At 70.2% G+C, this 7,372-nt stretch carries 9 protein-coding genes; all 9 read left to right on the top strand.

Translation table 11 applies throughout. The features are described from left to right. On the top strand, positions 1–621 hold a 621-nt coding region (locus tag ACIHFD_RS35700; protein WP_397370702.1), incomplete at its 5' end, for an aldehyde dehydrogenase family protein. Then, complete coding sequence (locus ACIHFD_RS35695) at positions 572–1,435, top strand: aldehyde dehydrogenase family protein (protein ID WP_397370701.1); 864 nt, start codon at positions 572–574, stop codon at positions 1,433–1,435. The genes ACIHFD_RS35700 and ACIHFD_RS35695, both read left to right, overlap by 50 nt. 76 nt (positions 1,436–1,511) lie before the next feature. Next, positions 1,512–2,453 carry a ribokinase gene (locus ACIHFD_RS35690; protein ID WP_397370700.1) on the top strand — a complete coding sequence of 314 codons (942 nt, stop codon included), beginning with the start codon at positions 1,512–1,514 and terminating at the stop codon, positions 2,451–2,453. After that, positions 2,450–2,854, top strand: coding sequence for a D-ribose pyranase (rbsD, locus tag ACIHFD_RS35685; RefSeq protein WP_397370698.1), 405 nt, complete (start codon positions 2,450–2,452; stop codon positions 2,852–2,854). The genes ACIHFD_RS35690 and rbsD overlap by 4 nt, the downstream gene beginning before the upstream one ends. Before the next feature lie 13 nt (positions 2,855–2,867). Further along, complete coding sequence (locus ACIHFD_RS35680; protein WP_355199932.1) at positions 2,868–4,361, top strand: sugar ABC transporter ATP-binding protein; 1,494 nt, start codon at positions 2,868–2,870, stop codon at positions 4,359–4,361. After that, on the top strand, positions 4,358–5,353 hold the full coding sequence (locus tag ACIHFD_RS35675; RefSeq protein WP_350735823.1) for an ABC transporter permease: 996 nt from the start codon (positions 4,358–4,360) through the stop codon (positions 5,351–5,353). Before ACIHFD_RS35680 ends, ACIHFD_RS35675 begins: the two co-directional genes overlap by 4 nt. A gap of 11 nt (positions 5,354–5,364) precedes the next feature. Next, a complete protein-coding gene (locus tag ACIHFD_RS35670) occupies positions 5,365–6,366 on the top strand; it encodes a substrate-binding domain-containing protein (protein WP_355199931.1) in 1,002 nt (333 codons plus the stop codon). Positions 6,367–6,417: 51 nt separating this feature from the next. Next, on the top strand, positions 6,418–6,546 hold the full coding sequence (locus ACIHFD_RS35665; protein WP_397370697.1) for a hypothetical protein: 129 nt from the start codon (positions 6,418–6,420) through the stop codon (positions 6,544–6,546). Positions 6,547–6,657: 111 nt separating this feature from the next. Next, on the top strand, positions 6,658–7,269 hold the full coding sequence (locus tag ACIHFD_RS35660; RefSeq protein WP_397370696.1) for a TetR/AcrR family transcriptional regulator: 612 nt from the start codon (positions 6,658–6,660) through the stop codon (positions 7,267–7,269). The last annotated feature ends 103 nt before the right edge of the window (positions 7,270–7,372 follow it).

Here is a 7,372-nt window from a genome sequence, read left to right as displayed (position 1 = left end):
ATCGACCAGGCGGTGGAGGGGATCGTGAACGGGATCTTCTTCAACCAGGGTCACGTGTGCTGCGCCGGGTCGCGGCTGCTGGTGGAGGAGTCGGTCCAGGAAGAGTTGCTGGCGGCGTTGAAGCGGCGGCTGGGCACGCTGCGGGTGGGTGATCCGCTGGACAAGAACACCGACGTGGGCGCGATCAACTCGGCCGAGCAGCTGGCCAGGATCCGCGAGCTGTCGGCGGTCGGGGAGTCGGAGGGGGCCGAGCGCTGGTCGCCGGCCTGCGAGCTGCCGGAGCGGGGGTTCTGGTTCCCGCCCACGATCTTCACGGGGGTGGCGCAGTCGCACACGATCGCCCGGGAGGAGATCTTCGGTCCGGTGTTGTCGGTGCTGACGTTCCGCACGCCGGCTGAGGCGGTGGAGAAGGCCAACAACACGCCGTATGGGTTGTCGGCGGGGATCTGGACGGAGAAGGGGTCGCGGATCCTGTGGATGGCTGACCGGCTGCGGGCGGGGGTGGTGTGGGCCAACACGTTCAACAAGTTCGATCCGGCCTCGCCGTTCGGCGGTTACAAGGAGTCCGGCTATGGCCGCGAAGGCGGGCTGCACGGCTTGGAGGCATACCTCGATGTCTGATCGACGAGTGACCGTGCGCAAAACGTACAAGCTCTTCATCGGTGGAGCGTTCCCGCGCTCGGAGAGCGGGAGGTCCTACCCCGTGACGCGAACGGAGCACGCCGCCAGGGCCTCGCGCAAGGACGCCCGCGACGCCGTGGTGGCCGCCCGCAAGGCGTTTCCCGGCTGGTCGGGCGCCACCGCCTACAACCGGGGCCAGATCCTCTACCGCGTCGCCGAGATGCTGGAGGGCCGCCGCGCCCAGTTCGCCGACGAGCTCGGCGGCCCGCGCAAGCAGGCGCTGGAGCAGGTGGACACCGCCGTCGACCGGCTCGTCTGGTACGCGGGCTGGTCCGACAAGATCGCCGCCGTGCGCGGCACGGCCAACCCGGTCGCGGGCCCGTACTTCAACCTGTCCTCGCCGGAACCGGCCGGGGTGGTCGCGGTCATCGCGCCCGCCGAGCCCCTCCTCGGCCTCGTCACCGCCGTCGCACCCGTGATCGTCACCGGCAACACCTGCGTCGTGGTCGCCTCGGAGCGGGCGCCGCTGCCCGCGATCACGTTCGCCGAAGTGCTGGCCACCTCCGACCTGCCGGGCGGCGTCGTGAACATCCTCACCGGGCACCAGGCCGAGCTGGCCCCGTGGCTGGCGGCGCACATGGACGTCAACGGGCTCGACCTCACCGGCGTGGCGGACCCCGAGCTGAAGCAGGCCTGCGAACAGGCCGCGGCCGAGAACTTCAAACGCGTGCTCACCGCGGCGGAGGACCGCGGGACGAGACGCATGACCACGTTCATGGAGACCAAGACGGTCTGGCACCCCGCCGGGATCTGATCGACCCCGCACCCGCAAGGACACGGCGCATGGCCGTGCCCTCGGCTCACCCATCCCCGAATCTGGAGGAACCCCCATGGAACCCACCGGTGTTCTCGTCGTCGGGAGCATCACCGCGGACGTCACGGCGTTCAGCCGGCGGCTGCCGCGGCGCGGTGAGACCGTGCTCGGCGACGACTTCACCCTCGTGCTCGGCGGCAAGGGCGCGAACCAGGCCGTGGCCGCGGCCCACTCGGGCGCGCCGACCTGGATGGCCGCCTGCGTGGGCCAGGACCCGTTCCGCGACATCGTGCTGTCCGGCCTGGAGACGCACGGCGTCACGCTCACCGAGGTCCGCACGGTCGAAGGCCGTACGGGCGTCGCCCACATCCGCGTGGACGCCTCGGGCGAGAACGACATCGTCATCACGCCGCTCGCCAACGCCTCCCTCGACGAGGCGATGGTCACGGAGAGCATCGAGCGCGTCCGCGACCGGGTCGGCGTCCTGCTGCTCCAGGTCGAGATCCGGACGGAGGTCGCCTGCCACGCGGCGCGGGAGGGCGCGGCGGCCGGGCTGACCGTGGTCCTGGACCCGGCGCCCGCCCAGGAGCTGCCGGACGACGTGTGGCCGTACCTCGACATCGTGACCCCGAACGAGAGCGAGGCCACCGTGCTGACCGGCGTCCAGGTCACGGACCTGGAGTCGGCGGAGCGGGCGGCGGCCTGGTTCCTGGAGCGCGGCGTGAGCCACGCGATCATCACCCTCGGCGCGGGCGGCGCCCTGTCGGTCACGAAGGAACGCACCCGCCACTTCCCCGCGTACGCCGTGACGCCCGTGGACACCACGGCGGCCGGCGACGCGTTCACCGGCTTCTTCGGCGGCGCCCTCGCCGCCGGCCTCGACGTGGACACCGCCATCCAGTACGGCATGGCGGCCGGCGCCCTGGCCACCACCAAGGCAGGAGCCAGCCCCTCGCTCCCCGGCAGGGACGAGGTCGAGCCACTGGTCAACACCTCCATGGAAGGAGCCACCCGATGAGGCGCAACCAAGGAACGCTCAACGCCCAGCTCGCCCGCGTGATCTCCGAGCTCGGCCACACGGACACGATCGTGGTCACCGACGCGGGACTGCCCATCCCGAGGGAGGTGGAACGCGTGGACCTGGCCGTCAGGGAGAACCTGCCGCGTTTCCTCGACCTGCTGGACGCGGTGCTCGACGAGGTGGCCGTGGAGGGCGTGCGGCTGTCCGAGGAGATCAAGCAGCACAGCCCGGACATGCTGGCCGCGATCGAGGAGCGGTTCGACCGGCTCGGCCTGACGCTGGCGTTCCTGCCGCACACCGAGTTCAAGCAGGCCACCGCCGGAGCCAGGGCGGCCGTGCGCTCCGGCGAGTTCACCCCGTACGCCAACGTCCTGCTCACCGCGGGCGTCGTGTACTGATCGGGAGCCTGGCATGCATCTCCAGCTGGCCGATGTGCGCAAGTCCTTCGGCGACAACAGCGTTCTGCGCGGCGTCAGCTTCGACGTCGGACCCGGCGAGGTCGTGGCGCTCGTCGGGGAGAACGGGGCGGGCAAGTCCACGCTCACCCGGGTGATCTCCGGCGCGCACCAGCCCGACTCGGGACGGCTGCTGATCGACGGGACCGCGACGGTGCTCAAGGACCCGCAGGCCGCGATGGCGCAGGGCATCGAGGTCATCTACCAGGAGTTCCAGCAGAACCTGTTCCCGCACCTCAGCGTGGCCGAGAACATGTACGTGCTGGACCGCGAGCGCGTCTTCGGCCGCCTGTTCGTCTCCAAGCAGCGCATGGCCGCCGAGGCCAGGCAGGCGCTGCGCCGCCTCGGCATGGAGATCGACGTGCATCGCCAGGTCAGCGAGCTGAGCGTGGCCGAGCGGCAGATGCTCGAGATCGCCAAGGCGATGACGCACGAGCTGCGGCTGATCATCCTCGACGAGCCGACCGCGGCGCTCGACGAGCAGGAGTCCGAGCAGCTCTTCGCCCAGGTGAACCGGCTGCGCGAGGCCGGCGTCTCGGTGATCTACATCAGCCACCGGCTGGACGAGGTCTTCGCCCTGTCGGACCGCATCGTCGTGCTGCGCGACGGCCGGGTCACGCTCGACGCCCCCACCGAGCGGCTCACCCCGGCCGAGGTCGTCACCGCGATGGTCGGCGACGCCGTGGACGACTTCTACCCCAAGGACCGCAACGCCGGGGACGAGGTCGTGCTGGAGGTGCGCGGCGGTGGCGGCACCCGCTTCCACGACATCGATCTCCAGGTCAGGGCCGGCGAGGTGGTCGGCATCGGCGGCGTGGTCGGCTGCGGGCGCAGCGACCTGCTGCGCGCGCTGTTCGGCCTGCAGCCGATGACCGGCGGGTCCGTGCTCGTGGACGGCTCCGGCGTACGCGTCGCGAGCGTCCAGGACGCGATCGGCAGCCGGATCGCCTACCTGTCGCCCGACCGGCAGGCGGAGGGCCTGTGCATGGGCCAGTCGGTCGAGGCGAACGTGTCGCTGGCCTCGCTGCGCGACTTCAGCTCCGGGAGCGGAGTCGTACGGCGCGGCAAGGAGCGCGCCGCCACCGGCGCGGTCATCTCGGAGCTGCGGGTGCGCGCCGCCTCCCCGTCGATCGCGGTCAGCTCGCTGTCCGGCGGCAACCAGCAGAAGGCCCTGTTCGCCAAGTGGGTGATGACCCGGCCGCGGGTGCTGCTCATGGACGAGCCGACCCGCGGCGTGGACGTCGGGGCCAAGACCGAGATCTACCGGATCATCAACCAGCTCACCGCGGACGGCGTCGCCGTCCTGCTCGTGAGCTCCGACCTGCCGGAACTCGTCGCCATGTCCGACCGCGTGGTCGTGATGCGCGAGGGACGGCTCGTCGCCGAGCTGACCGGCGACGACCTCGACGAGCAGTCCATCCTCAAGCACGCACTGGTAGGTGCCGCATGACCTCGAAGCTCAAGACCGTCGCGGGCCGGCTGCGCGCGGTGTGGATGCTCCTCCTGGTAGGGATCGTCCTCTCGGTGGCCTCGCCGGTCTTCCTCACCCCGACGAACCTGCTCAACGTCGCGCTCGCGACCTCCGTGGCCGCGCTGCTCGCGGCCGGGCAGACCTATGTGATCATCCTTGCCGAGATCGACCTGTCCGTGGGCTCGGCGCTCGGCTTCTCCGCCGTCGTCACCGCCCTGACGCTCGGCCCGTACGGGCTGATCCCCGCGCTGGCCGCGGGCCTGGCGACCGGCGCGGCCATCGGGCTGGTCAACGGCCTGCTCGTGACCAGGACCAGGATGCCGTCGTTCATCGCGACGCTGGCCACGATGTCGGTGTTCGCGGGGCTGACCCTGCACATCACCTCGGGCAACCCGATCCCGGTGACGGACTACGACTTCCAGGGGATCGGGCAGGCTCGGTTCGCGGGCGTGCCGGTGCCGGTGTGGATCATGCTGGTGGCGTTCGGGATCTTCGGGTACGTCCTGGCCCGCACCCGCTTCGGCCGTTACGTCTACGCCACCGGCGACAACGTCGAGGCCGCCCGGCTGTCCGGCATCAGGGTACACCGCGTCAAGATCCTCGCCTTCGTCATCAGCGGCGTGCTGGCGTCCCTGGCCGGGTTCATCATCACCGCCCGGCTGTCCACGGCCCAGCCGACCGCCGGCGCCGGCCTGGAGCTGGACGCCATCGCGGCCGTCATCATCGGCGGCACCAGCCTGGCCGGCGGTCGCGGCACCCTGCTCGGCACCCTCGTCGGGGCGCTCGTGCTCGGCGTCATCGACAACGGCATGAACCTGCTCGACGTCTCCCCGTTCCTTCAGGACGTGGTGAAGGGCCTGGTCATCCTCCTGGCCGTCTTCCTCGACCGCAACGTGGACATCCTGCGCAGGCTCGTGCCACGCAGGGCCGAATCCCCCGTCCGTACCCCAGAACTCGCCCAGCACATCTAAAGGAAAGATCCATGCGCACTCCCCGCAAACTCGTCGCCGTCGCGATCCTGGCCGCCGTCTCCCTCACCGCCTGCAGCCGGGGCGGCGAGGAGGCGACCACGGGCGCCTCCCAGGCGTCCGGCAAGAAGGACGCCACGATCATCATGAGCACGCTCGGCAACCCGTTCTTCATCAGCGTGAAGGACGGCGCCGAGGCCCAGGCCGCCAAGAGCGGCATCACCCTGAACGTGCAGAACGCCGACAACTCCGACGCCACCTTCCTCAACCAGGCGACGACCGCCATCTCCAAGCAGACCGGGATCCTCATCCTCGACCCGGTGGGCAGCCAGTCGGCCAGCAGCTCCGTCACCCAGGCGAACTCGGCGAGCATCCCCGTGATGGCCTTCGACCGTAAGCCGTCCGGCGGCAAGCTGGCCACGTTCGTCGGCTACGACGCCGTCCAGGCCGGCAAGAACGCGGCCGACGCGCTGGCCGAGGCCGTCGGCGGCAAGGGCAAGGTCGTCGAGATCCAGGGCATCCTCGGCACCAACGTGGCCCAGGACCGCAGCAAGGGCTTCCAGCAGCAGATCGCCACGCACAAGGACATCAAGGTCGTCGCCACGCAGGCGGCCGACTTCGACCGGGCCAAGGCCCTGAACGTCATGACGAACGTGCTGCAGGCCAACCCCGACATCGACGGCGTGTACGCGGCCAACGACGAGATGGCCATGGGCGTGCTGTCCGCGCTCAAGGCCCGCAACCTGGTGGGCAAGGTCAAGGTCGTCGGCAACGACGGCATCGCCGACGCGCTGGCCGCCGTCGCGGCGGGCGAGATGTACGCCACGAACGCCGAGTCGCCGTTCGCGCTCGGGCAGAAGGTGGTCTCGCTGGCCTCCGACGTCCTGGGCGGCAAGCAGGTGCAGGCCGACGAGACGCTGCAGGGCAAGCTCGTCAAGAAGGACAACGTGAAGGAGTACGCGGACTACCTCGTCGGCCTCGGCGACAAGTCCGGCGTCCCGGACAGCCTCAAGTAGGACCCCCGGCCCATGGCGACCCCCGGTTCCGGGGGTCGCCATTACGGCTTTGTGGCGGTATCGCGCGACCGCTCGCCGGCCCGGATGATCCGCCTCCTGGTCGGCCTGCTGCGGGACCTGCCGGCCGATCCGTGCGACGCGCTGCTTCGATTGCGTACGGAAGTCGCCGCCACGCCGTAAGTTACTGACAAGTAGGGGCTTCCTTACTTACCGAGTACTCGGTAGGTTGCGAGTAATTCACACCGTGGTAACCGGACCAGTGAGTCGGTCGGCGTCGAAGAGGAGGCACGCATGGCACGAGCGGAGAGTGGCCGGGTCCGCCGCCCGGCCGCCGCGCGACGGGAGCAGATCCTCGCCGTCGCCGCGGACGCGTTCGCCATCGCGGGCTTCCGGGGTACGAGCCTGGCCGAGGTGGCCCAGAAGGTCGGAGTCTCCCAGCCGGGGCTGCTGCACCACTTCGACAGCAAGGAATCCCTCATCCTCGCGGTGCTCCAGCAGCGCGACCTCCAAGACGAGCAGCACGTCGAAGCGCAGTTCCAGGGTGTGGAGGTTACCACCAGGGAATGGCTGATGGCGTTCTGCCGCCGCAACGAGACCCAACCCGGCCTCGTCCGGCTGTTCACCGTCCAGTCGGCCGAGAGCCTCAACCCGGCGCACCCGGCCCACGACTTCTTCTACCAGCGCAACCAGCGAGTCCGCGGCCGGATCGCCCGGCTGGTCATCGCCGACCAGGAGAAGGGACGGCTGTCCCCGTCCCTCGATCCGGCCGCCACGGCCGCCGAACTGGTCTCTCTGATGAACGGCCTGCAACTGCAATGGCTCCGCGACCCCGCGACCGACATGTGCGGGCTCTTCGAGACGAGTCTGCTGCGGCTCGAAGCGATCCCGAGCACGAAGGCCTGACCTTCCAGAAACACCCCCCGGTGCCGGTCCCGCGTGGACCGGTGCGTCAGTCGGCATGACGACGCAAGCGCAGGCGGCGTCGTCCCCGGCTTCACGAGGAGTT

It is taken from the genome of Nonomuraea sp. NPDC051941, assembly GCF_044593615.1.
Note: the sequence above shows the minus strand (reverse complement) of the source record. Positions and strands in the feature narration are given on the sequence as shown.